The organism is Fimbriimonadaceae bacterium, from assembly GCA_019638775.1.
Classification (GTDB): domain Bacteria; phylum Armatimonadota; class Fimbriimonadia; order Fimbriimonadales; family Fimbriimonadaceae; genus JAHBTD01.
In genome coordinates, this window is sequence record JAHBTD010000004.1 from 19,034 (window position 1) to 45,259 (window position 26,226).

Sequence of the window (26,226 nt, forward strand, 5' to 3'; positions counted from 1 at the left end):
CGTCCGTAACCGGGGATTGAGTGGAATGCCGTTGCAAATACTTTTCGCATCCGTAGAAGTGGAGCCGTTCGCAAAGGTCGGTGGGCTCGCCGACGTTGCCGGATCGCTCCCAAAAGCGCTAAACGCGCAGGGGCACGATTGCCGCATCTTTATGCCCGCGTACCGCTTCGTCGAAGAGGATCCGAAGTGGGGATTTCAAACCACAATCGCAGAGTTCACCGTTGAGGTCGGACCTGGGCTCACCAAGATCGCATATGTCAAAGAGGCGCTCCACGACGGCGTAACCGTCTATCTCGTCGGCACCGACCAATGGTTCACCGAGGCCACCGACAGCACCACGGTCTACTTGCCCGGCAAGGAACAGTACATGTTTTTTGCCCAAGCTGTACTCAAAGCATGTGGAATGCTCGAATGGCAGCCCGACGTCGTTCACGCCAACGATTGGCACGCTGCCCTCATTCCCGTACTCATGCGCGAAGGGGTGCACGCCCCGCTCTGGTCCGAAACCGCATCCATCTTTACCATCCATAACCTTGCGTATCAGGGCGAGTTTGAGCCCAGCACTGTTCCCGAACTTGGCTTAGACTGGTCGCTCTTCAACATGGACCAGCTCGAAACATACGGAATGTTCAACTTTTTGAAGGCAGGAATGGTCTATGCCGACCAGGTCAATACCGTCAGTAAGAACTACGCCAAAGAGATTCAAACGCCAGAGTTCGGCTGTCAGCTCGAAGGCCTCATGGTTCATCTGGCGAACCAGAACAAGCTGAGTGGGATCGTCAACGGAATTGATACCGAGCGCTGGGATCCTGCAACGGACCCCCATCTGCCCGCTCATTACTCCGCTGACGATCTCCGTGGAAAGGCCAAGTGCCGCAAGGCTCTTGCCAAGCTCTGCGGCTTTCCGAACGACTTAGACGCACCGATTGTCGCCGCCGTCACTCGCCTCAGCAACCAAAAGGGGATGGACCTGCTGCTGGCGATCTTGGATGACGTGCAAGACCTCCCCATGCGCATCGTCGTTCAGGGTCTGGGCGACCCGTGGCTTGCCGAGCAGTTTCGCGCCGCGCAGAAGCGAAGGCCCGAGAGCTTCCGATTCTTCGAGGCATTCGACGCGACGCTTGCCCAAAAGGTATATGGCGGAGCCGACATGTTCCTCATGCCAAGCGCGTTCGAGCCCTGCGGTCTGGGGCAGCTTTTTGCCATGCGATACGGAACGGTGCCCATCGTCCGTTCGACGGGTGGACTCGTCGACACGGTCCATGAGGGAGTGAACGGCTTTGCGTTCAAGGAGAGTTCACCCAATGCGCTCTTTGATGCCCTCAAACGCGCAGCCGAGGCTTACCGCGAAGGTGACCTGTATCGAAGGATTCAGCTAGCCGGTATGCAAGAAGACAACAGTTGGACCAAGCGCGCCGAGAGCTATGTCGAACTCTATGAGAAGGCTATCCTAAGTCGGCAACGTGTTGGAGAGAAGAGGACCGCGTGATACGCAATCGTTGGCCAACCACTTACTAACAACCTGCCAACCACTTGCCAACAACCTGCCGACAACATGCCGACCACCTGCCAACAACTTGCCGACAACTTGCCAACGCCCCTAGCTACGCATACGCCAGCTCAACAATCTTCTGAGCCGCTTCCTGCATCGTTGTAGCCGGGACGATTTGGCTGCCCTCAAGGATCTTCTTGCCTTCTTCGGCAGCTGTGCCTTCAATTCGTGCAACAACCGGCATCGTCACGTTCAGTTCGGCAAACGCCGATAGAAGGCCTTTGGCCACTTCGTCGCATCGGGTGATGCCGCCAAAGATGTTGATAAGCAGACCCTTGACGTTCTTGTCCATCATGATCAGCTCGACGCAGCTCTTGACCCTCTCGGCCTGAGCGCCGCCACCCACATCCAGGAAGTCAGCCGGATTGCCACCCGCTGCCTTCACCTCGTCCATCGAGCACATCACCAAGCCAGCGCCGTTGCCAATAATGCCGATATCGCCGCCGAGTCGAACGTAGGCGATGCCACGACGCGATGCTTCCCCTTCGATCGGGTCCTCAGCCGCATCCTCAGCGGTCTCCTTGTATTCGGGCAGTCGGAAAAGAGCATTCTCGTCGATAGAAACCTTCGCATCCGCCGCAATGACTTTGCCGTCTGTGGTCACGGCGCAAGGGTTGATCTCGATGAGATCGGCGTCATTTTCGCGGAAAGCCTTCACAAGCTTTTTGATAAGGGAGCCTAGCTGGTTTCGCGCTGCGGCTGGAATTTGTGCCTCTGCCAATGCGTCTCGAAGTTCATAGTCGCACAGTCCCCAAGCCGGGTCAACGTGCAACCTCACAATCGCGCCCGGGTCCGTCGCAGCGACCTCCTCGATGTCCATCCCGCCCTTGGCAGAGATCATGACGACGTTCTTCTGCTCGTCACGGTCGAGGAGCACCGAAACGTAAAACTCCTTGTCGATATCGATCGCCTCCGCGACAAGCACCTTCTCCACAACCATGCCAGCCGGATTTTGGATGCTGACAAGCTTCTTGCCGATCAATTCCTTTGTGAAAGCGGCAACCTCGTCGGGCGTGTCCATCAGCTTGACGCCACCCGCTTTGCCGCGTCCTCCCATCAGCACCTGTGCCTTCACAACGACCCTACTGCCGATCTCGGCAGCCATGCGGCGCGCCTCTTCAGGGTCACTGGTCACATCGCCCTTGGGGACAGGTACGCCGTACTTGGCGAGAAGGTCTTTCGACTGATACTCGTGGAGCTTCATAGGACTCTGAGAGGATACCGTTTCTGCGCGCCAGCCACTGAGCTTTTGGGGCCAGACCAAACACGGATACTCAATTTACGATTTACGAATTACGATTACCTATCCCCCGAACGCCCAACGCCCTAACACCCAAACGCCCCAACACCCGAACGCCTGACCGCCCTAACACCCAAACGCCCCAATGCCCTAACGCCCAACGCCCAACGCCCAACGCCCATCCCCCTCACCTCGCCCCCTTCACCCGCTGCACCAACGCGCTCCCCACCCCAAACAGCGCCGCCGCAACCAAAATCACCGCCGAATAACCCCAACCCTTGTGAAACCTGTTCAGCCCGTCGATCACCCACCCAAACAGTCCAGCCACGATCTGTGTGGAGGACCAACTGGCCTGCCACAAACCCATGTCCCGACCCTGTTCTTCACCCTGTGCGACGATGTCGCTGGCAAGCGCCCAGCTAGCCGACAAAAACACTCCATAGCCAAATCCAAAGAACGGCGCAAACACCAACATCGCCGAATAATTCGGCACGAGCGCAAACGGGATCAGGGGAAGAAAGGTGATCGGCCCGGCAATCTTCATCACCCACTTGCGGCCCTTCTTGTCCGACAAACGGTAAGCCCAAACCGAGCCAAGCGCCCCGAACACAGACACGACCAACGCAAGCAAGCCGTAAGCCTTCTGCGCTGCGCTCTCCGGATCGGCATCGCTAATCAGATATCCGAATGCGTTGAACACAACCACACTGTCGCGAAGGTAGTTTTTTAAGTACGGCTGGACCAGGTAAAAGCCCAGCGTCACCGTGAAGGTGAGGAACCACACCATCCGAAAGTCGTAGCGCCGCCAAGGCTCTACCCAGCCTCTAAAGAATCCCCGCAGGTCAAACTTCGCTTTGTCTGTAACTTTGGCTGTGGACTTGCCGTCTCGAAAATCTCTGAGCTGCCAAAGCACCAAGCCCACGCACACGACTTGTAGAGCGCCGATCAAAGTGTACGTGTAGCCAACGTGGGTCAGCGCCATCGCCGTCACACCGCCGCAGATGTTGGAAACCAGCCGCAGCAAAGCAAGGACGCTGCTTGCCCGCCCGCGATGTGACTCGGGAATGATCTCGGGAATAAGCGCCGCGTACGGCCCCGTGCCAATATCGTCGGCAATCTGAAGGATCAGATAGCCTACGATGAACATCCAGAACTGGGTGGAGTTGGCAAGAATGGCAAGCGCGATGACCGTCGCAACAGTGCCGTAAACGAGAAAAGGCTTCCTTCTCCCATATTTAGACAAGAACCGGTCGCTCACCGAGCCAAAAAACGCTGGGCCAAACAGCGCCCAAATCGCACCGATGGTAAAGACCATCCCCCAAGCCGCGTTGTCCTTACCCTTCGGGATGATGGAAAAGAGCTGCCCCGAAACCAGGGTGCCCAGAATCATGAACCACTTGAAACTCGTGGCAAACCAGTAGGCGGACACGCCGAAATACCAAGAGAGACGATCTTTAAAGACGGGGTTCGAACCCGGTTCTGAGGTGGCGTCGATCTGCATGGGGTCGGACCTGCGTAACCATACCCGCTCAAATGTCCTTGCGGTCTCGGAACGAACCCCGGTCCCAAGGATTATCCTGCCGACTAGCGACTTCTAAGAGCTCTAAGTACTCAAACTGCGTGATCTCATACGCGCCCATCGAAGCCAGATGGGGATTCATAAGCTCGGCATCAAAGATCGTAAAACCCAAGCTTCTGCATTTCTCCACCATCGCCCAAAGCGCTACCTTGCTCATATCAGTGCGACGATGAAACATCGACTCCGCGCTAAAGCAGTTTCCCAGAGCAATGCCGTAGATTCCACCCACCAGTTCGCTATCGCACCAGACCTCGCAAGAGTGCCCCCAACCCTCCGCATGAATCTGGGTGTACACCCGAATGATGTCCTCGCTGATCCAGTTGTCCGAGGGGCGCAGGCAGCACCGCATCACCTGCTCGAACATCTCGTCAAAGGTGATCTGGAGGTCGCCACGATTGATCCTCTTGCGCAAGGAGCGCGAAACGTGAACCCCATCAATCGGGAACAGCGCTCGAACCGCTGGCTCGTACCAAAACACGGTGCCGTCGCTCTCTGCCATTGGGAAAACGCCACGCGAGTAGGCGTATCGGATCATCCAAGGCGAGAGCTCATGCCCCGGCGTACCCAAGGGCGGAGCGCTCATCTCACGGCCCTCTCCTTCCCCAAAAGCACAATCATAAGACAATTGTGAAACATCGGCATTTCAACTGAAAATAGTGGACATCTTTCTATTTAATGTGTACAATCATCCCAGCTATGAGTCACGAACATCTTAAATACGCTCTTGACCAAACAAAAATGCAGATTGAAAAGGTTTTTGAGGGCTTCCCCGAAGCAGATCTCGACGCGAAACTTCACGACGGAGCCATGAGCCCACGCGAAACGCTTGAGCATCTTTGCGAATGTTATCAGGCAGTGCTCACAGACACCGAAGGCGGCAAGCACGACTGGGGGTCGTTCTCAATCGCCGATAAGTCCTTTGCCAACCTGCTGAAACAAAGAGACGCTATGCGAGCCCAAGCTGTCGAAGCCGCGCTTAATGAGGACGACGAACACGCGGCGATGTACGGTTTCAATTACATCGCGCTTCACGACGCATATCACGTCGGCCAAATCGTGCAGCTACGGCTAAAGCTCAATCCCGACTGGAACGCATACGAGATCTACGGGTCTGAGTAGCTGAGTGCTGGGAGTGAGCGGCTAGGAGCGTGTGATTCAGACCTGACAAGTAGAACGCACAACGGCAACTTCACCCGTTGCTAACTCACCCGCTACTCACTCCTAGCTTCCAGCTACCAGCTACCAGCTACTCACGAAACCTTAATCGTCTTCAAAATCTGATCCAGCTTCTCTCGCTGATTCTTCAGCCCGTCTTTCCCAACGGTGAGCGTGATGATATACATCTTGTCGCCCTTCACAAAGAACGCGCCAAGGATGTCCATCGAGAGCTTTGAGCCGTCCATCGAAAGCTCCATCGTTCCCCAGTAGGTCAGCGTTTTACCCACCGGAAGATTCACGATCTTCATTTCGCTCTTGCCCGTGAACGGGATTTGCCCAAGAACCTCTTTACCAACGTCGTTATAGTCCTTCTCGGTGATCCCCGGATTCGCCTTGACAATGACGTTCATGTTGTCCATGCCGTCCTCAAGGTTCCCGTCGCTGAAGTCGTAAGACATAAGCTGAATATCCGAGTTCCCCTCGTTCTGCTTCATCATCGCAACGAGCTTCGGGTTCTCCTTGGTCAGCTTTGCCATCGTCTCCTTTAGCTTGGGATCGTTCGCGTCAGCCATGCCCCAACCCTGCGGCAACATCAAAGAAAGACTGCCGTCTTTGGTTGAGAACCGTGTCCAGTTCTTCGTGTCAACCTGGGCAGCCGCAGCCGCAGTCAAGAGTATCCCAGCCATTACGACCGGCCAAAAGCGCTTCATCATATTCATAAAAATCTCTCCAACTGAGTCAAAACCCGCACCATAACGCAGGCTCCGAAGGAAGCTAATAATTGTCAGACGATCAAATGCGGCAGAAGGATTGCCTCTCCCAGGACCACAGACAAGACCAAGGCCCACCGACAACCAAAAGTCCAGCCCGCCGCAAGCCTACGATTTGTACCCGAATTTGCCGCAGATCGCGTGAGTTGCTTCATGTGCTTAGCAAGCTCTCAGGACCTGCAGCAGTCAATGCACCCTCTTGGAACCTAAACTTTTCCGTGTCGTAAACTAAAACGAGCGATGAGGGAGAACGATAGATTCACCGACAAGGAGGCCAGCGCGATTCTGCGACGGGCGATGGAGATCGAATCGTCCAAAGGGGAGATTTCGCATCCCGACGGCCTCACCCGAGACGACCTTGCCCGTGTCGCGTCAGAGGTCGGGATTGAGCCCAAGAACGTCGAGGAGGCCATTCGCCAGTATCAAGAACTGGACATGATCACTACCCAAGAACGGTGGCTTGGCGCGCCAGAAGAGTACGAGATCGAGCGGATGCTTGACGTCGAACTCTCCGAAGAGTCATGGCAAGCGATGGTGGGGGAGATGAATGCCCAATTCTCTGAACAGAACGGCGGCAATATCAGCGGAAACACTTATAGCTGGCGGCATAAACACGGCCTTGGCTATGTGCATGTGCTCGCGCAAAAGCAGGGCGGAAAGACGCTGCTGAGACTGAAATCTCATATAGACGACGGGGTTGCAGTTGGCTTAATCATTACTTGCTTTACCGCGCTGCTAACCGCAATCGGCGTGTTTTCGATAGCGGCCTTGCCGATTGCTGGCAAAGTTATGCTTGCCCTGGCAAGCGTGGGAGTTTGGCTACAGATTCTTCGCGGCTTTGCAGGCAATGCCTACCGACGAGATAAAGCCAAGATGCGCAAACTTTTTAACCGTCTCGAAGAGGCAGCCTATACGCACACAGAATCCAACTTGCGCGAAAACCTTGCGCAGCCCACAGCCGATCAGACCCCAGTCGAAGAGATCGACGAATCTTCGCTCGCCTAGCCAATCTCCGCCGTCTTCGTCGGCCCGTCCCAAGTGATCGCCTTCCCAATAGCATTGGCAAGGTCCCTTACCGAGACAAACCCCGACCCCTGATGAAGGATCGACTCCACTTCATGCTCGGCCCCGTCAGCCACAAAGCGAATCTTCGAGCCATCCGCAAACGGAATCACCCAAGCCATCGCGGTAGCAACCTTTCGGAACGGCACATACACGCTCTCATTCATCATCAACGCGTCAAAATTGTGTCCAGAGATTCGAAAAGTCACGTTGATCGGTGGGTCGGCCTGAGCATCAGCGCCGTCGAGCTTGGCCTGCACGATACTGCGGAAAGTGTCTCCAACCTCATTGGGGCGCATGGTCGTATCCCACGGCAAAACCATAGGGTCCCACTTTCCAGCTTGCGGACGGCCTAAGTTGCGCTCCACCTCGCCATGTCCAAGCACAGTAGTGGGCGTCACTTTGATCTTATAGAACGCGCACAGTTCGGCAACAACCTCCGCCATCACCAGCCACTGAGTGCGCGTCATCGGGAAGCTCCCCGCCGAAAATGGGCTCTGCCGTGCCCCAGCCATGCAGGCAACCGAAACCCCTATCGAGCCAGTGTTCGTGCCTTTCGTATGGGCAGCGTAATCGCCATCGCCCGTGTTGACGTTGTCCTTGACGTCGTGATCACCCTTGATGACCTTGCCGTCTTCTTCGACAATGAAGTGGTAATGAGCCTTGTCCAAGCTCGAAGCTTTGTGCGCCCCCGCGGTCCAGTGCGCGATCACGCGCGACATCTTACAGTCTTGCAGCCACTCGGGTTTGAGATGTGCCATTCGTTTCCTCCCCTACACAGATAACTCTCTCAAGTACGAACACGTAGTTTGCCCTCACTTGAAGGCGCCTTCACCGCTCAGCGCACAGGGTTCGGGTCGCGCTGACATGGGTTTTGTGCATTCTTGAAACAGCTTCCGTTGAGATATCTAGCGTAAATCTAAGGGATAGGGTTTGTCAATAGGTTAAGCGCTTATTGTAATGTGTAGTCTGGATATACCTTTCCCATTGACGTGGAGGGGACTCCCGTTCTTCGGAACGAAGTCTCCTCCCCCTTGATGGTGGCTCCGACTGAGCAACGCGAAGGTGGAAAGGTCCGGGAGCGAAGCGAACGGGGTGGGGGTGATTGGACATCGCGGCCTTGTCTGAGTACCACAATCCAAGGTTGGAGACCCTCCTCCCCCTTGATGGGGGAGGAATCAAAGGAGGGGGTGATTGGACAGCGCGACCTTGTCTGAGTACAGCAATCCAACGTTGAAGACCCTCCTCCCCCTTGATGGGGGAGGAACCAAAGGAGGGAGTGATTGGACAGCGCAGCCTTGTCTGAGCACCGCAGTCCAGGGTTCAGGACCCTCCTCCCCCTTGATGGGGGAGGAATCAAAGGAGGGGGTGATCAGACAGAGCGACCTTGTCTGAGTATCGCAGTCCAAGGCTTCAAGACACTCCTCCCCCTTGATGGGGGAGGAATCAAAGGAGGGGGTGGTTGGACAGCGCAGCCTAAGCTTGGAACCACTCCCTCAGCTAAAGCACTCGTTTGCGACCAACCGCTCAGAGCATCCTGCACGACAACTGCAGCCCCAAGCACCAACCGCGTTCTTCGTCACCCTCTCCCATCAAGGGAGAGGGAGTTATCCTGTTTCTGGTCTCCGATAGCCGCCAGCCGATCGCTGTCTCAGACTCCCGGCCTCGCATTCGGCCCGAACTTCGCCTCGTAATACGCCAGCACGTTTGTCCCTGGCGCCACCACTTCGTCAATCTGCTTCATCGTCTTCTCCGACAGCTTCACCTCTAGCGCGGCAGCCGACTCCTCCAGCTGCTTCGGACTCTTCGCCCCGATGATCGGGCTAGTGATCCCCGGCTGCCCCGCCACCCAGGCAAGGCTCAGCGTCGTCAGCGAGATGTTGTTTCGGTCAGCGATCCGCTTCAGCCGACGCACCACATCTGTGGACTGCTTGCTCACGCGATTCATCGGATCGGAGGTCGAGTATCGACCCTCTTTGGGCTTTGCTTCAAGGTACTTCCCGCTCAACTGCCCACCTGCCAGCGGCGACCACGGCAGGACGGCATAGTTATAGGTGCGGCAAAACGGCAAAAGCTCCCGCTCGATCCGGCGGTCCAGCAGATTATAGGGCGGCTGTTCGGAGACAAAGCCCGCCGTGCCCAGAATCCTCGCCACATAGTGCGCCTCGCACACCTGCCACGCCGCATAAGTGGAGCACCCCGCATACCGAATCTTCCCAGCCCTGACCAGGTCCTCCATCCCCCTCAGCGTTTCGTCGATGGGGATGTCCGGCTGCGGTCGGTGGATCTGATAAAGGTCGATGTAGTCGGTGTTCAGCCGCTTCAGCGAAGCCTCGCAAGCCTCCACAACATGCCGGCGCGAGTTGCCCCATGCGTTGGGGTCGGTGTCCGACATCTTGCCGTGACATTTGGTGGCGAGCACCACGCCGTCCCGCTTCCCTTTCAACGCCTTGCCGAGGATCGTTTCACTGGTGCCGCGAGCGTAAACGTCGGCACAGTCGAAGAAGTTGATGCCGATGTCGAAGGCCTTCTTCATCACCTTCATCGACTCTTCTTCGGTCGAGCCCCAATCCTGCGGCTCCCAGCCAAAGGTCATCGTTCCAAGGCAAGCAACGGAAACTTGGACGCCAGTGCGCCCGAGCGAGCGGTATTCCATGGTTCTATTCTGCCCCTTTTTGGGAGTGCGCGAATTTATTCGCGCTTTCAGGGGCACCGACTTAACGTGTTGTTCCTTCCCTTGCCCTCACCGCTTACAGTGGAGGAAACCGGTTCCCCGGTTAGCAACGCACGAAATGACTAAACAGCCACTGACAGTAGATTCAACTAGGTATTAGCGTGATCCCAATTCATCACTCAAAATTCATCGTTCCTCACTTTAGGAACTACTTGCCGACAACTTGCCGACCACTTGCCAACCACCTGCCAACCACCTGCCGACCACTTGCCAACGCTATCCCCCAACCGGCTCCAGCACCACCGCCGTACCGTATGCGATCACCTCGGTCACCCCATGAGCAATCTCCGTCGCGTCATAACGCATCGCCAGAACCGCGTTCGCCCCGACCGCCTGCGCGTGCCGGATCATGATCTCGTAGGCTTCCTTGCGCGTATGCTCGGCAAGCTCGGTATAGAGCGTGATGTTGCCGCCGAAGATCGTCTGGATCGACGCACCGAAGTTCCCGATCACGGATCGAGAGCGCACCGTAACCCCGCGCACCACGCCGAGGGTCTGCTTGACCCGATAGCCGTCGAAATGGTTCGCCGTGGTGACCCACTGGTGAATGTCTGCCATAGGGTAGAGTTCTCTCCTTTTCCAAAGGAGTCCTGCATGAGCACCCCGCCGAAGCTGAAGAATCCCATACTAGAGGAGCTGATCGAACTCAGGATCAGAGGCGGCATGGCCGCTGACGTGTATGAGGTCGCCAACCGCCTCCTGTGCATGGGCTATGAAACACCGACGCTGTACCATCTGGCTACCCATCGAGAGATGAACAGAGCGGAGATCGAACCTTATCTGCAGCGACTATGCGAGGAGTTCAACGCGCCCAAGATAGACTCTCCGACGGCACTCAGTCGCACACGAGACAAGCTTGCATGGAAGGTCGCTTGCGGAGAGATCGATGTTTGGCAGGCGACCCGCTCGTTTGCCTCGGCAAGCTATGGGCAAGAACAGAGCGAGCTTCGCGAGGAAGCGCTGTATCTGGAAGACCTTCTTGAGAGATGCAGCTGGGATCACCCGCACTATAAGAGAAAGCTCGTTCCCTGGTGCGAAGAGCAGATCGCGCTGTACTGGAAGGAGCATGCGCCCATGCCTGAGTTTGAGGTGTAGGCGGACCGTGGATGATAGACTACCGATCACGGATCACCCTCTTCTCGCAGAATTCGCAAACGCGACGCGAGCTGTGGCTACAGAAGGTGGCCCGCGGATTACGGATTACGGATCACGGATCACCGATCACGCATCACTTAGGTCACTCTCTGCGCACTCTGCGTGAAACAAGAAAACCACTCGGATGCCCCTTTCTCGCAAAGCACACAATGCCGACTGGGATGTTCAGATAGCTCCCCACTCCCCACTCCCCACTCCCCACTCCCCACTCCCAGCTCCCAGCTCCCCGCTCCCCGCTCATCACGCATCACGATTCACGATTCACGATTTAAAATCCAAAGTCGCGATTCCCTCCAAACCCCGGCAAATGTGCCGATACAACCAATGAGGCCCATTTCTGCCTCAACGGCTGGATATGAATTCAATCGCCAAGATTCTCAAACATACCGACCTACTCCTGGGAATAGGCCTCATCACCATCGTGGCGATGCTCATCCTGCCGCTCCCCCACTGGACCATCGACCTCGGTCTGGTCATCGGCATCGCGGCCTCAGTGCTCATCCTCATGTCGGCGGTCAACGCCACCGACCCGATCCAGTTCAGCGTTTTTCCCAGCATGTTGCTGATGACCACGCTCTTGCGTCTGGCTCTCAGCATCGCCGCAACCAAAGCAATCCTAGGCACTGGCGAAGCCGGACGCGTGATCGAAACGTTTGGCAGCCTCATCATGGGCGGCGACTTCGTGGTCGGATTCGTCGCGTTCTTGATCTTGGTCATCGTTCAATTTGTCGTCATCACAAACGGTGCGGGCCGCGTCTCCGAAGTTGCCGCCCGATTCACCTTGGACGCCATGCCCGGACGTCAGATGGCTATCGACGCCGACCTTGCCGCAGGAATGATCGACGAGCACGAAGCTCGCGACCGTCGAAAGCAGATTAAAAAGGAAGCCGACTTTTACGGCGCGATGGACGGCGCTTCCAAGTTCGTCAAGGGCGACGCCATCGCCGCCATCCTGATCATCTTGATCAACATCATCGGTGGGTTCGCCGTAGGCTTTATGCGAGGTGGCGGCGACGCGATGACGATCCTAAAGACCTACGCCCTTCTCAGCGTTGGCGAAGGCCTTGTCGCTCAGCTTCCTGCGTTGCTCATCTCCACTGCAAGCGGTCTTCTCGTCACACGTGCCGGACAAGAGCGCAGCATGGGTGGCGAGCTTGCCAGTCAGATTCTTGCCCAGCCAAAAGCGCTTCAGTTTTCCGGCATCGCACTCTCGCTAATGGGGCTCGTCCCCGGATTCCCGGCCACGATCTTCTTTCTCATGGGGGGCGGACTCATCGCCTTGGCCCAGTTCATGAAGAAGAACCCGAATGCCATTCAAGCCTTCGACAGCCCAGAAACCAAAGCCAAGCAGGACGCTGCGACCAAAGCCGCAAACGTTCCCGCCGTGCCCGCGGGACCCGAGGCAGTCCTACCGCTCCTCACCGTTGACCCGCTCGAACTTGAAATCGGCTACAACCTCACCAAGCTCGCCGACCCCCGGGTTGGGGGAGACTTGCCCGACCGCGTCACGTCCACCCGAAAGCAGCTTGCCATCGAACTCGGCATTGTCATGCCCACCGTACGAATCCGCGACAGCATCCACCTCAAGCCCAGCGAATATGTTCTCAAGGTCCGTGGCGAAGAGGTCGCTCGATCGGAAGTCCATCCCGAAATGTGCCTTGCCGTCAACAGCGGCGACGTGCTCTTCCCGATCCACGGAAACACAACCAAAGACCCCGTCTTTGGACTCGATGCATTGTGGATCGACAAGGGTCAGGCCGAGATGGCGGAGCGCGCCGGTTACACCGTCATCCAACCGTGCGCGGTCCTATCAACGCACCTCAGCGAAGTCGTCAAATCCCACTCCGCAGAGCTTTTGACCCGACAAGACGTCCAGCAACTTCTCGAAAATGCGAAGGCGCAGAATGAAACGGTAGTTACCGAACTCGTCCCGAACGTCCTGCAGGTTGGCGACATTCAAAAGGTGCTCCAGCACCTACTTCGCGAGAAAGTGCCGATCCGTGATATGGTCACGATTCTGGAAACGATGGCCGACTTTGGCGGGCGCGTCAAAGACCCCGACCAGCTTGGCGAACTTGTACGCTCTGCAATCGCCAGAACGATCACCCGCCAGTTCCTCGACGATAGCAACCGGCTTTACTGCATCACGCTTGAGCCATCACTTGAACGCGATCTCGCCGAAAAGGTGAATGTCACCACGTACGGCTCAGTGCTCGTTCTCGAACCCGGCGAGCAAAAGACCATTGTTGACAATCTGAAGTCGGAAGTGGACCGAGCCATGACGAACGGCTATCAAGCAGTTCTGCTCTGCAGCAACCAGCTTCGCCTTCCCCTCAAGCGAGTCGTCGACAAGTACGTGCAAGGCCTCAGCGTTCTTGCCTATACCGAAATCAGCGAGAAGGCCGACGTCGAGTTTGTCGGCCAAGTCCGCGCCGCGTAGCGAACTGGGCTATCAGCTATCAGCTATCGGCCATCAGAATCCAAAATCCAAAATCTAAAACCCAAAATCAAACATCGTTCTCGCTTCCGGCTACTCCCCAACGGGCAGCTCAACTGTAAACACCGACCCCTGCCCAAGCGTGCTGTCCAAAGTCACCCGCCCGCCGTGCGATTCTGCCAAGTGACGCACAATGCTCAGGCCCAAACCCGTTCCTCCAACAGTCCTTGAGCGCCCCTTATCCACCCGATAGAAACGCTCAAAAATCCTGGGCAGATGCTCCGTCGCAATCCCAATTCCCGTATCCGTAACTTTGAGAACCGCGTTCCCGCCCTCTTCAGAAAGCTCCACGTGAACGGTCCCTTCATTCGTATAGTTGATCGCATTCTCAATCAAATTAATCGCGATCTGCGTCAGCTGCGAGGTGTTCGCCTCAATCACCAGCGAACTTGGCCCTTCCCAACTCAGCTGAATCCCTTTTGCGGTCGCCTTAGGCTCCAACTGCTGTACCACCGAATTCACAATCTGGGCGAGGTCGGCAGCCTGCTTCCGCACGGGGTTCGACTCCGCCGCGCTGAGAATAAGAAGCTCGCTGGAAAGCTGCGTCAGCCGATCTATCTCGGCGATCATCTTCTCCAAATAGCGGTCGCGCTTTTCAAGCTCTGCATCCGGCTCATCAAGCAATGTCTCTGCCATAGCGCGAATGCTCGCCAGCGGTGTCCTAAGCTCGTGAGAAACGTTCGCCACAAAGTCTTGCCGAATCCTCTCAAGCCTCCGAAGATCGGTGATGTCGTAGATCGACACAAACACACGGTCCTCATTCGGGTCGGGCCAAGCATTCACAATCACGATCCGGTCTTTCGGATAACTCAGAGCAAACTCTTGCCGTCCGTCCTGCTTCTCCGCTGCGATCTGCAAAATAAACTGCTCCAAATCGTACGACAGCGAAACCTGCAGAATCGACTTCCGCACCGGATTTACAAACTGAAAAAGCTCACTTGCGGTGCGATTGGCATACAGAATCTGAGCTCGTTGATCGCAAATCAAAATGCCGGTTTCCAGACCGTCGGCAAGCGCGTCGATGGCACGACGCTGCTGATCAAGCTGAGATTTTGTCCCGTCCAACTCCTTGTTCGATTGGGCAAGGCGATGCTGGACGCGCTCCAAAGTCCGCTTAGCTATCACCCCACCAACAATGAGAATCAGCCCCGCCGCAAACGCCGAAGAACCCAGACTGTAGCCAGCCCCAACGCCAAACAGCCGCAAGAACGCAAGGACCAACAGCGCGGCCCCGCCGCCGAAACACAAACCATACAGTAGCGACGAACTCTTATTTCCCATCCGTGGATGGTAATAAGACGTCCCAACCGGCCCTATCGGCGCGAGAAAGCACGAGTCTGGGTATTCGTGGAAGCGAGCTTAACAATTCCTTGACATGACTTCGCTTAGTTAGCCACAAAGTTACGACTGCGGCACAAAGATCGTCACCTTAGAATCCTCCGTCACATAAGCCGTTAGCCTCGTACCCGGATAAGCCCTAATCGTGCGACCCTTCAAACTCGCCGAGAGCTTCCCGCCGACCTGTCCCGCCAAATTCGCGAGCTCCATCACCGCTCCGAGCGCAAGCGCGCCTTCACCATTGGCAAGCGTGAGCAAGTTGCCTTTCTGCAATTGGCGGATCGAGTCGTTCACACCCGAGATGCCCGAGCGTCCCGATTCCACTGTGCGCTTGGTTTGGTTCAAGCCAAGCTCCTGCGCAATCCTATCAAGGGCGGCCTTGCTCTCCTCAGAATCGAGGTCAACATCTTCTCCGTTGAACATCATCGACACCTTCTCCAAGGTTTGCCGACTGACCTCTTCTTGAAGAAGCTGCTCCAACCGAGTGCTCTCTGTGCCCGCCACTCCTGTATTCGAGCGGTTAAAGGCGTAAGCCTTTTCACTGTCGTCAGCGTCGGCGCAGAGCGCAACAAAATGGTTAGAGTCTAATTTCAGCCCCTTGAGCTTGATCTCAAGCCTTGCTGGCTGGCCCATCACCCCGCTCAGAGTTCCTTCACTTCGCGACCACGTTACTTCCCCGTCCACCACCGATCCACGGGGGAAAACGATATTCCCAGCCGCATCTTGGAGATCTTCCGCAACCAGCAGAGGCACGTAATCACCTTGCTTGCAGCTTCCCGCGTCCAGCCGCTTGGCAAGCATGAGTTGTACAGGCTGGCCCTTCGTGAGGGTCACTTCAACCGCTCTCGATTTTGCCGCCTCCGGCGTCTCCGCCTTCGCCGAGGAGCCGCTGCCACAGCCAGACACAAGGACAACCCCTGCCAAAATGCCGAAAATCCACATTCGCCGCATGTCAAATCATTCTAACGTTTCACGCAGCAAGGGGTTCCGGGACCTGGGAATCCGCTCTCCCTTGATGGGAGAGCGGCATGGGGAGAGGGTGACGAATACCGCCAAAGCTGTCGTTCCCAAACCGCCATTCCTCAACTCTGGTCTAGGAATCCCCTCTCCCTTGATGGGAGAGGGGTGAGGGTGACGACAACCGCTTCCTTAGCCTTAGCCGCCCCGCGATTCGGAAACACGACTGGAGGGTCACTGTCCTCAGTGACCGTCTTCCATGCCTCCACTCTCCCAAAGGGTGGAGGCTACACCTCAACCCCGGCACAAACTCGCGAATGTCCCTCTCCCTTGATGGGAGAGGGGCAGGGGTGAGGGTGACGAAACTCACAGGTCTGCCGCTCCGAGCGTCGATCCCCCAACTATAGACCAGAGAGTCTCCTCCCCCTTCTTGGGAGAGGACTACCAACACAAGCCCGCCATCCCCAAAGGGGATCACTTCATCTTCCGGAAGTTAAACTCCTCAACCGAATCCTTCCCGTCCTGCTTCCCCTCCAGCCGAACGTACATCAACGCCCCTTGAGCGTCCTTTTTGTTCGCATAGATAATCCGGGTCGGAAAGTCGTTCTGGGCATTCTCAAACGTATACGCTCCGTCCTTCACATTCGTGAGCACAAACGGCGACGGCTTCTTGTCACCCTTGCTGGGCGCGCCCAAAAGCATATACATCGTCAGCTTTCCGTCAGCTCCGGTCTCCACCGACATGTACTCCATAAACTGGACCTTGCCGTCGGCTACCAATCGACCCGTGCCCTGCATGGAGCCCCCAGCGGGTGAAATCCAATACTCTTCAAAAATGCCGCCCCAGATTTCACAGGACCAGTTCCCCGTCATCCACTTCAAATCGTCAACTTTTGCCATCGTTGCCTTAGCCTGAACCGATTCGTCGGCGCGTGCAAACACGAAAGAGCTGCCAATGAGCGCAATCCCGAGAACAGCCGCGAATATCTTTGTCTTCATCATCATGATCTGAATCTCCCCTTAATGCCCCGGCCACTTGGTCACGACGATCTCAAAGTAGTTGACCCTATCACCGTCAAACTTAAAGATATCGTGGCCCTCCATCTTCGTCGGGAACGACGCCGAATCGCAGGTCCAATCCACACGGAAACCATCTCCGGCAATATCAATCCGGTCGATGGTGAGTTTGAGGTCTTGGGGACCGCCGCCCTCAGCCGAGTGCATGAACCACCCTCGGATCGCGTCCAGGCCCTCTACCTTTGCCGGAACGCCCTCCCCGCTGAATGGCTCAATCATCACGGCATCTTGCGTAAAGGCGCCGAGAATCTTTGCCTCTCCGGCAACTCCTGCCTCCATCGCGTCGAACACATCTTGAATCTTCTGTCTCTGAATCGGTGACACACTCATGGTTGGTTGTTTCCTTCCCGCCTATAATAAACGTCTGGGACAGCGAATGGATAAAGACCGCAAACTTTCTGACGAAACCCTATCAAAACTGCGCGATGCGGTCAGCATCGTGAATTTATCAGGTTCTACCCAGCTTCCCCAATCTGAACTTGTCGATATCGTTCGTGGAATGAACCTTGACGGTCATGTCACGATCGACTTTCGAGCTCAAGAGAAACTTGGGCATCCCCTTGTCGTTTTTGATAGTTCTTCTGCCGGTCCTAACCCTGCGCTAAAGTCCCTCCTATCGCCCCGCGAGCTTGAAATTTCCAAGCTCGTGGCCGAAGGCCTTGCCAACAAGGAGATCGCTGTCCGCCTCGGCATCAGCCTCGGTACAGTCAAGGATCACGTCCACCGTATCTTGGAAAAGACGGGATTTTCAAACCGCGCTGCCATCGCAGCGGCCTTTCCAAAATAGGCGCTTGTTAGCTCTTAGCGATAAGTTACGCTTTTTCCACGCGGAATGGTATCCATCTTTGGATGGGGGTTGTCTGGGGAGCGTTGGCAGGTGGTTGGGAGGTGGTTGACAGGTGGTCGGCAGGTGGTCGACAGGTGGTCGACAAGTCGTCGCAAGTGGTCGGAGGAGGTTGGCACGTTGTCGGCAGGTGGTCGACAGGTGGTCGGCAAGTGGCCGGCAGGAGGTTGGCACCCCATTGAAAATATGGCCTATAGGACCTACAAGACCTATACGACCTATCATTAAGCGCCCTACGCCCTACGCCCCACACCCCACGCCTCACACCTCACCAAATCCAAAATCCAAAATCTAAAATCCAAAATCGACTTGCCCTACCGCCCCACTTCCACGCTCTGCGCGACCAGCCGCACCCGCAAATCTCCATCCTCGCGCAACACCGCAAGCTGCGGCAACGCATCCTTCGGAAACCGTCCATTCAACGCAAGCAGAGCCTGCACCCGCACACCGGGACGCTGATCCTTCAACCCCTTTGCCGCCTCAGCAAGAGACTCCGCCGACCCAATCCGTCCAAGTAGTTCCAGGCCAAGTCTCGCCTCTTTCTCAAGCCCGCTCGATGCCATCGCCCGGGCGATCGGAAAAGCGACTGCCGCGTTTTGAGAAAGAACTTGATGGGCAGCCGCCCGGATTGGCCACTCCGGTGAACTCAACAATGCCTGCGCTGTGCCGACGCTGCCTGGGTCAGCGATCTCCGCCAACGCATCGGCAGCAATGCGCGCAAGCCAGCGATTTTGGTTGGCTGTGAGAATCATCAACTCGGGCGCAACGCCAATGGCTCTTAATCGGCGAGCGGTCCGAATCGCCTCTGATTGCAGTGCCGGACGTTCAAGCGCCGACTTGAGCAACGCCCCCGCATCGCTAAACCTATAGGCTGCCGAAACTCGCAGCGCACCAACCGCGACGGCATCATCGGAGCTGTTCACCGCAAGAACAACGGCGTTGATCGCCTCCGTCCCGCTCGTCCGTGCGACCAGGCCGATCACCTGCAGCTCCGCCTCCGATGCCCCAGCAAGCTTACGCTCAACCATCCAAACCACGCCATTCTTGCCGATGCCAACCAGCCGGTTTCGCGCCTCCCCGATGGTTAGTAGGTTTTCCGGTTTAGCCCGCTGTGTCGCCCTTGAGAAAATCAGCTCCATCTCCCCCGTCAATGGCATCGGAAGGGAGTTGGCCTGGGCTGTGATTCGGGGAATAGACTGCGTATCGTCTTCAGCGGCTCCACCGGGCACCGAATAGTGCAGCCCTCCCGCCAAGCTCGACGCCCGGGGACCGCCAAACTCACTCGCCAAGCGGTAGGCCGTGCCAAGGTCGATTAACAGCGCAAATCCTGAGCCCGAGGTATTCCCAGCGGTTGCGGCAAATACATCGACACCGCCCCCGTCGATCAAGAGCGCCGTCCCCGATGGCAAAGCAGAAACAATGCTCGGCCCAAGGCTGGAATAGCGATCCGCTCCGGCTCGATCCTCTAGCACGGCAACACTCTCCTCACCCGCAAACGCGCAAGATCCGCCCAAGCTTGCATACAGGTCATCGCCAGTGGAATCGAAGAGATAGCCCGCGCCGGTGCGATTTCCCGAAGCTTGGCACCAAGTGCCACCCGAATAGGTGTCGTTGCCCTCGGCGTCGTAAAGCGATCCAAGCCCGCGCTCGGTGCCGCTGCCCTGAGCATTGTCGCTGGCACGGTAGTCGTCGGAACCCTTCAGGTCGGTCAGCAATCCAACGCCTCCAGCCGCCTCGGGAGCCCAGCCATAGAACCCGCTCGACGCGCCCTGACTGTTGCTTTCCCGACCGAGCGCCCGGTAAACATCGTCGCCGCCCGCGTCGATCAGCCAACCCACGCCCCTCGTCCGCGCCGACCCCTGCGAATGAGTCTGCGCCGTATACACATCGACGCCCCCACTATCCTCGCAGATTCCGATTCCAAAGTAACCAAATCCCTGAGATAGCGAGTCGGAGCGATACTCGTCACCACCGCCAACCTTGTACCAAGCCCCCACTCCGGCAAGCCCCGCCCCAAAACAGAGGCTCTTGCCACGGCATGTGTCATTCCCACCGTAATCGTAGGCCAGCCCAATCCCAAGCAACCCTGCCCCCGCGCTGGCGTCGGGCACATCGTAGGTGTCGTCCCCGTCCAGGTCGATAAAAACTGACGCATACCCAATGCCTGCTCCATGACGTCCGATGTAGCGGTCATTGCCACCAAGGTCAACGGTCAGCATCGCCCCGCGTTCGTTGTGAACGTTGTCGCCTTTCCCCGCAAGAACAAACGGGATATTGCCTATCCTGCCCTCGACCCGGCCCAAGAATCGCGTGGAACCGGCAGACTGCTTCAGAGTGCCGATCTCTCGTTCGACAACGGCCGCAAGACTCTCAGCCGTGCGCCGTAAAAGCGGTAAGTCGACTCGCCCAAGCAGATTCCTCATAGCTTGCATCGAGAGTGGCTTCTGCTTGACAAAGTCAAACTTCACGTCTTCACCAGCCGCCCATTGGGGCAAAGACTCAATCAGAGATCGTTGCTCTTCGCTGGAGAGTTTGGAAAGAGCGCTGTTTACCGCCGTATTCGAGGCCTGTATCGCACCGGCAAGACGCTGCATCGAGGCCCGGAATTCAGTTGGGACGGCATCCGGTACGGCATCGTCGATGAAAATCGTGGCCGGAGGAGAGTCAGAGGCGTCTCCCAGAACTTCGCGCCGAGTCAGCAGCAACAATTGCGAGATGGGTCGCGATGCCCTTTGATGCAGCCCCGTCAGCGTGTCGATGCCAGCGAGCGGGTCGTGCATAACGGCAGCAACAAAAGGGAGGGTCTCTTTATCGGCTGGATTGACTCGTGGATAGCGCAGGTTTTCTCGACTCGCATTCGCCACAAACAGGGCGTCATCGAGGGCCTTTTGAGTGTCTGAAGTCTGGATCGTCGTGGCGGATGCAAAACTCGCAAGTGCAATAACTATCCCTGTCCTTCGTATCCAACCACCCATCGTATTCCATCCTCCACAGCCTGCCAGACGTCTTTGGTTGGGATCAACCGTTCGTCGAGCGACCTCTCATCGAAAGGATAGACGTTTTCACCATGGCGATGGGACTCGGCGGCGATCATTAGGCCGGGATGTACGCTCGGATTCGTTGAAGGTGCGAGCAAACTGATTCGCAGTTCGCTCTCCTTCAGCTCCTCCACGAGCGGCATCAAGAACCTGCGATCAAACTCACGCGTGAGCCAGTCCATCTCTTCCAGCTTGCCCGCAGCCCTAAACGCCGCGATGTTTGGCAGCATAACGATGGAGCAGCCGTGCTTTCGTGTCGTTTCGAGAGTGCTTTCCAGCCGAACCGCAGTTCCCTGCCCAAATCCTCGGACATCTCCATGCTTATATCGGGCAAGGCGTGCAAGCCCCGCCATTCTCAAACTTGGACTCTCAACCTGTACGGGGCCGGTATTGAGCAAAAGATTCGGCACCGGATATCGGTATCCGAGCCCCCAAGGCCATGCTACATTAATGGGCTCAAGCCCCTCATCAATACGTCGTAAATTGAAATCCTGCTCGGATAGAATATTGATTGAATCGTCGATGAATCGACGCAAAACCACATCGCCATCACCCTCTGGTAGCACGGATGACATGGGCTTTCCATTTGCCTGCTCGGGAGCATGGCAGTGCAGATCATTCGAAGCGTCCTCCCAGACCAAGGCATGATTGGTGTCAAACCCCTCAAGCAAAGTGAGCTTTCGGGTGTCCAACTTTTTAAGAAGTGTGATGATTTCGGTGGGCAGATCGGTCGGTAACTGATGCGTGATCTTCTTTAGAATTCCGCCTTCCACAAATGACATCAAAATGATATCAAAATGCAATGATTTTGATGGTGGGTCATACCCTAACGCACTGACCGTGAGAGGCCCTTGTGCCAAATGGACGTTGTAGGGGTTCATCCCCAAGTACGCCGCTTCCGGAACGCTGGCTTCTTGCAGCGGCGAGATCTTGCTGATCTGCCCAATCTCTGCAAGACGATCGAGCGCAGGCAACGGCTGGCGCAAAACCGACTCCCCATCGGGCTCAGAGAGCCAGTCTGGAACGATGAGAATGACTCGACGCATTACTCGTGCTCAACGTCGATGAGCCTCGGCTGTCCGCTTGCCACCGTCGCAAATTCGCCAACTTCGGGTGGATGCTCGAAGGCATCTTTACGGACTTTTTCAGGCACAGGAATGGGGTACTCCCCGCTAAAGCAAGCCAAACAGAACTTGTCGCTCTTCTTGCCAACGGCGCGCACCGCCCCAGGAATTGAGAGATAGCCCAGCGAAGTCGCTCCTATGTGGTCCTTAATTTCCTGAACTGTCATGACGGCAGCCGCGAGCTCGCCCTTGCTCGCCATGTCGATGCCGTAGAAACAGGGCCATTTGATGGGTGGCGCGGTGATGCGGACATGGACCTCAGCGGCGCCTTGGTCGAAGAGGATCTTGACGATTTGGCGGGTGGTTGTCGCACGAACGATGGAGTCGTCTACGAGCACGATTCTCTTGCCCCTAATGTGATCCTCAAGGGGCGTGAGCTTCATTCGCACACCCATCTCGCGCATTTTCTGGTCAGGTTGGATGAAGGTACGGTGGATATAGCGGCTCTTCATCATCCCTTCGCGGTAGGGGATTCCCGTGGCCCTGCTATAGCCCAACGCGGCGGGCACCCCGCTATCTGGGACAGGAATAACGATATCGGCCTCCACCGGATGCTCCCTCGCCAAGCCCTCGCCCATTCTCTCGCGGGCAGTGTACAAGAGCGTGTTGTACATCTCGCTGTCGGGGCGGGCAAAGTAGATGAACTCGAACATACACATGGCGTGGGCTTCCGGCTCGACAACTTGAATGAACTGCATCCCGTCTTTGTCGATAAGCACCATCTCTCCAGGTTCAAGCTCTTGGGTCGGCACCCCGCCAATCGGGCTGAATGCACACGTTTCGCTGGCGACCATATAGCCACCGTCACCCAAAATGCCCGCGCTCAAAGGGCGAATACCGTGGGGGTCGCGAAAACCGATCAGCATGTTTTTGAGGAGCACCGTGCAGCTATAAGCCCCTCTCGCCTTTTCAAGAAGCACTCGAACCGCAGCCTCTGGTCCCTTGTCGAGGTGCCTCACCAGCAGGCGGGCGATCACTTCGGTATCGCTCGTGCTGTCAAACATCTCGCCCTCGGCCTCCATTTCTCGCCGAAGCTCGATGGCGTTGATCAGGTTGCCGTTGTGGGCTACGGCGATGTCACCGACAAGGGATTGGCAATAGACAGGCTGAGCATTGCGGAGCACGCTCGCCCCCGTTGTAGAGTAGCGGGTGTGGCCGATGGCGATATGCCCCGGCAGGCCGGCAAGATTGGGTTCGTCGAAAACCTGACTCACAAGTCCGACGCCACGGTGCATACGAACGACCGATTCGTCGCTGACGGCAATTCCTGCCGACTCTTGGCCCCGATGTTGGAGTGCAAAAAGCCCGAAGAAAGCTACACGTGCCGCATCCTGTTCCGGTGAATAGATGCCGACAACCCCGCACTCCTCTTTAAGGCGATCATCGTGATCGATCGGGTCCACACCGCCAGTATATTCGTTCAGCGAGGTTTAGGACAATCTGGCTGGACTGTTGGCGGGGATCGCCGGGCAGCGGGCGGCGATCAGCGATCAGCGATCAGCGATCAGCGATCAGCGATCAGCGATCAGCGATCAGCGATCAGCGATCAGCGAGTGAATGATCCGACACTCTGAATCTGAGAAGCAAGCGCCGTGATTACAATTTACGATAGCTGATAGCTGATAGCCGATAGCCGATAGCCGATTGCCGACTTCCGATAGCTATACCTAAGCCCACAAAAAAAGATCGGACATCAGATACTGATGTCCGATCTTAATCTGCCGTCAGGTTAGCTTAGTTGTCGTAACCCGGCTTGCGGAGCCATCGCTTCGGCATGGGCTTGACGCCTGCCACGACGGCCTGAAACTCGGCGCTCTTGATAACCGAAGTCGCAACTTGAAGCTTGACGGTGCCGTTCGGAGTCTTGATGCGAACGGTCTGAAGATTCGGAAGTTGGAGGCGATTCTTCTTCGGCGCTCGGAATTTCCATTGGCCCGAGTGACGGTGCCGAATGTGCTTTGCGTTGTTCGCCTTCTTTCCACTGACTTGACAGACCCTTGCCATGATAAAAACCTCTTTTTGCTTTCCTCAGACTCCGTGAGGCGCGACTTGAAAGGATACCGGAACTCGGCTACCCACCGCAAGGAGTCCTATTTTTGAGACCAATCAGCGATCAGCTATCAGCTATCAGCTATCGGCTATCGGCTATCGGCGTGCTGATACTTGATGGCTGATCGCAGATCGCTGATGGCTTGCTAAAAACTTGGAGGCGTCGGCCGGATTCGAACCGGCGAATAACGGTTTTGCAGACCGACCCCTTAACCACTTGGGCACGACGCCATTGAGGACAGAGGATACCTTACGGCAAGCAACAATTCAGGACGCTTGGGACAGTCGAATTTGGATTTTAGATTTTGGATTTTGGATTGGATTATTAGGTTCGTTGGCTGCCGGATCGAACGGATGTGGTTTCCTTGGGAGTCACGACGCAGCGCCGACCTGGTGAACTCCGACTCGACCGACTCCAAACCCAAGAATCTAAAGTCCGATTTGAACCGTTATCCTCAATCAGGTTCAATCCAAAACCCTTACGCTTTCTTCTGCGGAATCTGACACTCGCGTGTGCCAAACCACTTATAACGGTATTTGACGACCTGCTTATAAGTCCACCTCATAAACGGCCTCGTCAGTGGAAACTTTGCGAGCCAGGACATCCAGCGCAGATACCAAGGGGTGATGGTAAGAAGCAGGAACCAGGCTTCCCAGCCCTGATACACGCGATCTGCTTCGACGATCATATGCTCGCTGTAGCCTTTTTGGAGCGCTTCATCGCCCTGCAAAACTTCCACAACCATAGGTTGCTTGGCGCGCTCTGCCCACTTCTCCACGCGAAGCCTGCTCACGTGGCAAAGGTTGCATCCGCCGTCATAAAAGAGCTTCCAAGTCATGCTCGCCTTTATTCTACGGTGATACGACGATATGTCGTGTATGTTATAGGTCGAATAGGTCGTCTTGGAAGGGGCACAACAAGCTACTCCGTCGCTTTGTTGTACACCGTTTCCAGACTTTCCAACATTCGCTGGAGGGTGAACTTCTCCTGAACCAGCTTACGGCCCATTTCGCCCATCTTCTCGCGCTCCTTGTCGTGCTCCAGAAGATAAGCCATCGCCTCGGCAAGGGCTTCGGGGCGCAGGTCAACCAAAAGTCCGGTTTGCTGATGCCTCACAACCTCCATCAAACCGCCAACTCTGCTCGCCACAACCGGCTTGGCTCGCGCCATCGCCTCTATTGCGGCGATTCCAAAAGTCTCTCGTTCGCTGGGCATCGCGGTGAAATCAACAGCATCGAGGAGACGAGGAACGTCGTGTCGTACCCCAGTCATCGTGATGCGGTCTTGAAGGTTTGCATCGCGGATCGCTGCGCGGACTTCGGTTTCAAACTGCTGCTCCACCCGGCCTACAAACATCACGTGGGCGTCGGGATAGCTATCCCGAAGCTGCTGCATCGCGTCCACCATGATGAGGTGCCCCTTCTCTCGGCAAACCCGTCCGATCAGGCCGACGACTTTGCGGTCGGGCTGAAGGCCGAACTCCGAGCGAACTTCAAGTGCGGAGGCGGGGGCGATGTCAACGAAGTCGGTTCCGTTGTAGACGGTGTCGATAAAACGGTCGTGGATGCCGCGACCGTGCAGAAGACCGCGCACGTAGTTGCTGACGGCAACGAGGCGGTTCTTGCCGTGGCACATCCGCTTGTAAATCTGGTCGTGATTTCCGATGTGAACAGAGGCAACGACAGGGGTCTTGCGAAGCACACCACCGATGGCTCCAAAGTAAGTTGCCCGCGTGAGGTGGGAATGCACGACGTCGATCTCCGACTCACGGATTTTCCGCATCACCAAGCCGAGCGTGCGGAACCATCCCTGGCCTCTCATGTGGGATACGTGGGCGGGAATACCGTGGGCTTCGAGGTACCCAGGCAACCAACCTGGTGGGCATACAACCTCAACGTGATGCCCATTCCGGCGTAGAAGGTCGGAAAGATTAATAACATGCCGTTCGGCACCGGACGTCGCCGAACTCGACACGACTTGCAATATTCGAAGCGGCTTTTCCGCGCTCAATGTCTCCCTTCCCTAGCCTGAATGTGCTGGCAAGTCTACCA

The 26,226-nt window shown here is 56.5% G+C and carries 24 protein-coding genes and 1 tRNA gene; 7 read left to right on the plus strand and 18 right to left on the minus strand.

Annotated features, from left to right (window positions below; all coding sequences use genetic code 11):
- The first annotated feature begins 25 nt into the window (after positions 1-25).
- Positions 26-1,489, plus strand: coding sequence for a glycogen synthase (locus KF784_14310; protein MBX3120235.1), 1,464 nt, complete (start codon positions 26-28; stop codon positions 1,487-1,489).
- 115 nt (positions 1,490-1,604) lie between these two features.
- Here the strand turns inward: KF784_14310 and sucC are convergent, their stop codons facing one another.
- The 3 genes from sucC to aat form a co-directional block, all read right to left on the minus strand.
- The gene (gene sucC / locus KF784_14315) at positions 1,605-2,756 is read right to left on the minus strand and encodes an ADP-forming succinate--CoA ligase subunit beta (protein MBX3120236.1); all 1,152 of its coding nucleotides are present in this window, start codon (positions 2,754-2,756) and stop codon (positions 1,605-1,607) included.
- 223 nt (positions 2,757-2,979) lie between these two features.
- A complete protein-coding gene (locus KF784_14320; protein MBX3120237.1) occupies positions 2,980-4,293 on the minus strand; it encodes an MFS transporter in 1,314 nt (437 codons plus the stop codon).
- A gap of 28 nt (positions 4,294-4,321) precedes the next feature.
- A complete protein-coding gene (gene aat, locus KF784_14325) occupies positions 4,322-4,954 on the minus strand; it encodes a leucyl/phenylalanyl-tRNA--protein transferase (protein ID MBX3120238.1) in 633 nt (210 codons plus the stop codon).
- A gap of 113 nt (positions 4,955-5,067) precedes the next feature.
- On the opposite strand from aat, the gene KF784_14330 reads away from it, so the two are divergent.
- Complete coding sequence (locus KF784_14330) at positions 5,068-5,490, plus strand: DinB family protein (GenBank protein ID MBX3120239.1); 423 nt, start codon at positions 5,068-5,070, stop codon at positions 5,488-5,490.
- A gap of 131 nt (positions 5,491-5,621) precedes the next feature.
- On the opposite strand, the gene KF784_14335 is transcribed toward KF784_14330, so the two are convergent.
- Complete coding sequence (locus tag KF784_14335; GenBank protein MBX3120240.1) at positions 5,622-6,242, minus strand: hypothetical protein; 621 nt, start codon at positions 6,240-6,242, stop codon at positions 5,622-5,624.
- 297 nt (positions 6,243-6,539) lie between these two features.
- On the opposite strand from KF784_14335, the gene KF784_14340 reads away from it, so the two are divergent.
- Positions 6,540-7,304, plus strand: coding sequence for a hypothetical protein (locus KF784_14340; protein ID MBX3120241.1), 765 nt, complete (start codon positions 6,540-6,542; stop codon positions 7,302-7,304).
- Here KF784_14340 and KF784_14345 read toward each other — a convergent pair.
- From KF784_14345 to KF784_14355, 3 genes are all read right to left on the minus strand, one after another.
- Positions 7,301-8,122 (minus strand): N-acetylmuramoyl-L-alanine amidase, encoded by an 822-nt coding sequence (locus KF784_14345; GenBank protein MBX3120242.1) that lies wholly within the window; start codon positions 8,120-8,122, stop codon positions 7,301-7,303. The two genes, KF784_14340 and KF784_14345, sit on opposite strands and share 4 nt — an antisense overlap.
- An 890-nt stretch (positions 8,123-9,012) precedes the next feature.
- Entirely contained in the window at positions 9,013-10,017 is a 1,005-nt protein-coding gene (locus KF784_14350; GenBank protein MBX3120243.1) for an aldo/keto reductase, read from the minus strand.
- Between the two features lie 294 nt (positions 10,018-10,311).
- Positions 10,312-10,653 carry a YbjQ family protein gene (locus tag KF784_14355; GenBank protein MBX3120244.1) on the minus strand — a complete coding sequence of 114 codons (342 nt, stop codon included), beginning with the start codon at positions 10,651-10,653 and terminating at the stop codon, positions 10,312-10,314.
- Positions 10,654-10,689: 36 nt separating this feature from the next.
- Here KF784_14355 and KF784_14360 point away from each other — a divergent pair, with 36 nt between their 5' ends.
- Positions 10,690-11,190 carry a hypothetical protein gene (locus tag KF784_14360; protein ID MBX3120245.1) on the plus strand — a complete coding sequence of 167 codons (501 nt, stop codon included), beginning with the start codon at positions 10,690-10,692 and terminating at the stop codon, positions 11,188-11,190.
- Between the two features lie 415 nt (positions 11,191-11,605).
- The gene (gene flhA, locus KF784_14365; GenBank protein MBX3120246.1) at positions 11,606-13,690 is read left to right on the plus strand and encodes a flagellar biosynthesis protein FlhA; all 2,085 of its coding nucleotides are present in this window, start codon (positions 11,606-11,608) and stop codon (positions 13,688-13,690) included.
- 90 nt (positions 13,691-13,780) lie between these two features.
- Here flhA and KF784_14370 read toward each other — a convergent pair whose 3' ends face one another.
- The 4 genes from KF784_14370 to KF784_14385 form a co-directional block, all read right to left on the minus strand.
- Positions 13,781-15,028 carry a hypothetical protein gene (locus tag KF784_14370; protein MBX3120247.1) on the minus strand — a complete coding sequence of 416 codons (1,248 nt, stop codon included), beginning with the start codon at positions 15,026-15,028 and terminating at the stop codon, positions 13,781-13,783.
- A 120-nt stretch (positions 15,029-15,148) separates the two neighbouring features.
- Positions 15,149-16,036, minus strand: coding sequence for a hypothetical protein (locus tag KF784_14375; protein MBX3120248.1), 888 nt, complete (start codon positions 16,034-16,036; stop codon positions 15,149-15,151).
- Between the two features lie 480 nt (positions 16,037-16,516).
- A complete protein-coding gene (locus tag KF784_14380) occupies positions 16,517-17,047 on the minus strand; it encodes a hypothetical protein (protein MBX3120249.1) in 531 nt (176 codons plus the stop codon).
- Between the two features lie 15 nt (positions 17,048-17,062).
- Positions 17,063-17,449 carry a nuclear transport factor 2 family protein gene (locus tag KF784_14385; GenBank protein MBX3120250.1) on the minus strand — a complete coding sequence of 129 codons (387 nt, stop codon included), beginning with the start codon at positions 17,447-17,449 and terminating at the stop codon, positions 17,063-17,065.
- A 46-nt stretch (positions 17,450-17,495) separates the two neighbouring features.
- On the opposite strand from KF784_14385, the gene KF784_14390 reads away from it, so the two are divergent.
- A complete protein-coding gene (locus KF784_14390; GenBank protein ID MBX3120251.1) occupies positions 17,496-17,906 on the plus strand; it encodes a response regulator transcription factor in 411 nt (136 codons plus the stop codon).
- A gap of 371 nt (positions 17,907-18,277) precedes the next feature.
- Here KF784_14390 and KF784_14395 read toward each other — a convergent pair whose 3' ends face one another.
- From KF784_14395 to KF784_14405, 3 genes are read right to left on the minus strand one after another with little or no spacing between them, the layout of a single operon-like run.
- Positions 18,278-20,938, minus strand: a complete 2,661-nt coding sequence (locus KF784_14395; protein ID MBX3120252.1) for a hypothetical protein — start codon at positions 20,936-20,938, stop codon at positions 18,278-18,280.
- Positions 20,908-22,047, minus strand: a complete 1,140-nt coding sequence (locus KF784_14400; GenBank protein MBX3120253.1) for a hypothetical protein — start codon at positions 22,045-22,047, stop codon at positions 20,908-20,910. The genes KF784_14395 and KF784_14400 overlap by 31 nt, the downstream gene beginning before the upstream one ends.
- Entirely contained in the window at positions 22,047-23,528 is a 1,482-nt protein-coding gene (locus KF784_14405; protein ID MBX3120254.1) for an amidophosphoribosyltransferase, read from the minus strand. The genes KF784_14400 and KF784_14405 overlap by 1 nt, the downstream gene beginning before the upstream one ends.
- Between KF784_14405 and KF784_14410 the strand changes: the two genes are divergently transcribed.
- Positions 23,511-23,699, plus strand: a complete 189-nt coding sequence (locus tag KF784_14410) for a hypothetical protein (GenBank protein ID MBX3120255.1) — start codon at positions 23,511-23,513, stop codon at positions 23,697-23,699. The two genes, KF784_14405 and KF784_14410, sit on opposite strands and share 18 nt — an antisense overlap.
- A gap of 160 nt (positions 23,700-23,859) precedes the next feature.
- Here the strand turns inward: KF784_14410 and KF784_14415 are convergent, their stop codons facing one another.
- The 4 genes from KF784_14415 to KF784_14430 all read right to left on the minus strand — a co-directional run bounded on the left by KF784_14415 (position 23,860) and on the right by KF784_14430 (position 26,185).
- Positions 23,860-24,129 (minus strand): hypothetical protein, encoded by a 270-nt coding sequence (locus KF784_14415; protein MBX3120256.1) that lies wholly within the window; start codon positions 24,127-24,129, stop codon positions 23,860-23,862.
- 200 nt (positions 24,130-24,329) lie between these two features.
- A tRNA-Cys gene (locus KF784_14420) sits at positions 24,330-24,405 on the minus strand.
- A gap of 248 nt (positions 24,406-24,653) precedes the next feature.
- A complete protein-coding gene (locus tag KF784_14425) occupies positions 24,654-25,013 on the minus strand; it encodes a DUF393 domain-containing protein (protein ID MBX3120257.1) in 360 nt (119 codons plus the stop codon).
- Positions 25,014-25,096: 83 nt separating this feature from the next.
- On the minus strand, positions 25,097-26,185 hold the full coding sequence (locus tag KF784_14430; protein ID MBX3120258.1) for a glycosyltransferase family 4 protein: 1,089 nt from the start codon (positions 26,183-26,185) through the stop codon (positions 25,097-25,099).
- Positions 26,186-26,226: the final 41 nt, after the last annotated feature.

Bases quoted from the DNA above. Each gene is read 5' to 3' on its own strand.
- KF784_14310 (MBX3120235.1), top strand. From the start codon at position 26: ATGCCGTTGCAAATACTTTTCGCATCCGTAGAAGTGGAGCCGTTCGCA.
- sucC (MBX3120236.1), bottom strand. From the start codon at position 2,756: ATGAAGCTCCACGAGTATCAGTCGAAAGACCTTCTCGCCAAGTACGGC.
- KF784_14320 (MBX3120237.1), bottom strand. From the start codon at position 4,293: ATGCAGATCGACGCCACCTCAGAACCGGGTTCGAACCCCGTCTTTAAA.
- aat (MBX3120238.1), bottom strand. From the start codon at position 4,954: ATGAGCGCTCCGCCCTTGGGTACGCCGGGGCATGAGCTCTCGCCTTGG.
- KF784_14330 (MBX3120239.1), top strand. From the start codon at position 5,068: ATGAGTCACGAACATCTTAAATACGCTCTTGACCAAACAAAAATGCAG.
- KF784_14335 (MBX3120240.1), bottom strand. From the start codon at position 6,242: ATGATGAAGCGCTTTTGGCCGGTCGTAATGGCTGGGATACTCTTGACT.
- KF784_14340 (MBX3120241.1), top strand. From the start codon at position 6,540: ATGAGGGAGAACGATAGATTCACCGACAAGGAGGCCAGCGCGATTCTG.
- KF784_14345 (MBX3120242.1), bottom strand. From the start codon at position 8,122: ATGGCACATCTCAAACCCGAGTGGCTGCAAGACTGTAAGATGTCGCGC.
- KF784_14350 (MBX3120243.1), bottom strand. From the start codon at position 10,017: ATGGAATACCGCTCGCTCGGGCGCACTGGCGTCCAAGTTTCCGTTGCT.
- KF784_14355 (MBX3120244.1), bottom strand. From the start codon at position 10,653: ATGGCAGACATTCACCAGTGGGTCACCACGGCGAACCATTTCGACGGC.
- KF784_14360 (MBX3120245.1), top strand. From the start codon at position 10,690: ATGAGCACCCCGCCGAAGCTGAAGAATCCCATACTAGAGGAGCTGATC.
- flhA (MBX3120246.1), top strand. From the start codon at position 11,606: ATGAATTCAATCGCCAAGATTCTCAAACATACCGACCTACTCCTGGGA.
- KF784_14370 (MBX3120247.1), bottom strand. From the start codon at position 15,028: ATGGGAAATAAGAGTTCGTCGCTACTGTATGGTTTGTGTTTCGGCGGC.
- KF784_14375 (MBX3120248.1), bottom strand. From the start codon at position 16,036: ATGCGGCGAATGTGGATTTTCGGCATTTTGGCAGGGGTTGTCCTTGTG.
- KF784_14380 (MBX3120249.1), bottom strand. From the start codon at position 17,047: ATGATGATGAAGACAAAGATATTCGCGGCTGTTCTCGGGATTGCGCTC.
- KF784_14385 (MBX3120250.1), bottom strand. From the start codon at position 17,449: ATGAGTGTGTCACCGATTCAGAGACAGAAGATTCAAGATGTGTTCGAC.
- KF784_14390 (MBX3120251.1), top strand. From the start codon at position 17,496: ATGGATAAAGACCGCAAACTTTCTGACGAAACCCTATCAAAACTGCGC.
- KF784_14395 (MBX3120252.1), bottom strand. From the start codon at position 20,938: ATGGGTGGTTGGATACGAAGGACAGGGATAGTTATTGCACTTGCGAGT.
- KF784_14400 (MBX3120253.1), bottom strand. From the start codon at position 22,047: ATGCGTCGAGTCATTCTCATCGTTCCAGACTGGCTCTCTGAGCCCGAT.
- KF784_14415 (MBX3120256.1), bottom strand. From the start codon at position 24,129: ATGGCAAGGGTCTGTCAAGTCAGTGGAAAGAAGGCGAACAACGCAAAG.
- KF784_14425 (MBX3120257.1), bottom strand. From the start codon at position 25,013: ATGACTTGGAAGCTCTTTTATGACGGCGGATGCAACCTTTGCCACGTG.